The 1,487-nt window shown below is 67.6% G+C and carries 2 protein-coding genes; both read left to right on the top strand.

The window, feature by feature from the left end:
• Positions 1-50: 50 nt before the first annotated feature.
• Entirely contained in the window at positions 51-737 is a 687-nt protein-coding gene (locus ACFQ50_RS13280) for an IMPACT family protein (RefSeq protein ID WP_377996014.1), read from the top strand.
• 98 nt (positions 738-835) lie between these two features.
• On the top strand, positions 836-1,402 hold the full coding sequence (locus ACFQ50_RS13275; protein WP_377996013.1) for a type 1 glutamine amidotransferase domain-containing protein: 567 nt from the start codon (positions 836-838) through the stop codon (positions 1,400-1,402).
• Positions 1,403-1,487 lie beyond the last annotated feature (85 nt).

Genomic DNA, 1,487 nt, shown 5'->3' with positions numbered 1-1,487 from the left:
CTCGGCAGCGTGGGCCCAGGCGGCGTGGGCCCATGTCCTAGACTTGGGCGGTGCAAGACCAAGAGAGCAGGGCATCCGCGTACACGACGCTGGCTGCCGGGGATGGCTTCCGCCACGAGCTTGAGATCAAGCGCTCCCGGTTCATCACCGTGCTGCGCCGGGCGGCCACCGAGGATGATGCCCGGACCCTGGTGTCTGAGCTCCGCCGCGAGTTCCATGATGCACGGCACCATTGCTCTGCCTTCGTCCTGGGGCCGGACCGCGACATCCAGCGTTCCAGCGACGACGGCGAACCCTCCGGCACCGCCGGCATCCCCATGCTGGAGGCGCTCCTCCGGCGGGAAACCGCGCCGGGGGTGACGGACCTCAGCGACGTGAGTGCCGTCGTCGTGCGTTACTTTGGCGGGATCCTGCTGGGTGCCGGCGGCCTGGTGCGCGCGTACTCCGATTCAGTCTCGACGACGCTTGCGCTGGCTCCGATGGTGAAGCGCCGGCGGCTGCGCATTTGTGCCGTGCGGGTGCCGCACGCCGCGGCCGGGCGCCTCGAGAACGACCTTCGCGGCGCGGGCTACGCGATGGCGGAGACCGGCTACGAAGCCCAGTCGACGGTGCTGCGGCTCGCGCTCCCGGATGCGGCCGATGACCTGGCGGCGGCCGCCGACCGGCTGGCCGCCATGACCGCCGGAAGTGCGTCCCTCCAGCACGAAGGCACGGAGTGGATTGACGTCTCTCGTTGACATCCAGCGGCGGCAGGCCGAAGGAATCATCAGCTTGCTTATGAGTTTCTGCTTTCCTAGGGTGGTCCTGTAAGGCACCACACGGAAAAGGAGGACACATGTCAGAACACGACATCACCGGCAAGAGGGTAGCGTTCCTGCTGACGGACGGCGTGGAGCAGGTTGAACTGACCAGCCCGTGGGACGCCGTCAAGAACGCTGGCGGCGAGCCTGTCCTGGTGGCTCCGAAGAGCGGGAAACTCCAGGGCTTCAAGGGCGTCGAGAAGGGCGACACCTTCGACGTGGACCTGACCCTGAAGGACGCCAACGCCGCGGACTTCCACGCCCTGGTGATTCCGGGCGGCGTGGTGAACGCCGACCACCTCAGGGTGGACAAGGGTGCGCAGGCGTTTGCCCGCGGCTTCTTCGAGCAGCACAAGCCGGTGGCGGCCATCTGCCATGGCCCGTGGCTGCTCATCGACGCGGGCGTCGTCAAGGGCAGGAACCTCACCTCCTACCACACGCTGGCCACGGACCTGCGAAACGCCGGCGCCAACTGGAGCGACCAGGAAGTCGTGGTGGACCAGGGCTTCGTCACGAGCAGGAAACCCGACGACCTTCCCGCCTTCAATGACAAGGTGCTGGAGGAGATCGCCGAAGGCGAGCACGCCGGGCAGACCGCCTGACACCGCGTCCACGCATCCGGCGCCGCAAGCAGCCGGCAGCAATACAACCCGCCGGCAACAAAAAAGGTGGCCGCCCCCTTTCGGG

Origin of the sequence: Arthrobacter sp. NPDC056493, from assembly GCF_042795115.1 — a bacterium.
Classification (GTDB): domain Bacteria; phylum Actinomycetota; class Actinomycetes; order Actinomycetales; family Micrococcaceae; genus Arthrobacter.
This window is presented reverse-complemented; position numbering and strand designations above follow the sequence as displayed.

What these genes read in the sequence shown, in the direction of transcription:
- ACFQ50_RS13275 (WP_377996013.1), top strand. Translation starts at nt 836, where the DNA reads ATGTCAGAACACGACATCACCGGCAAGAGGGTAGCGTTCCTGCTGACG.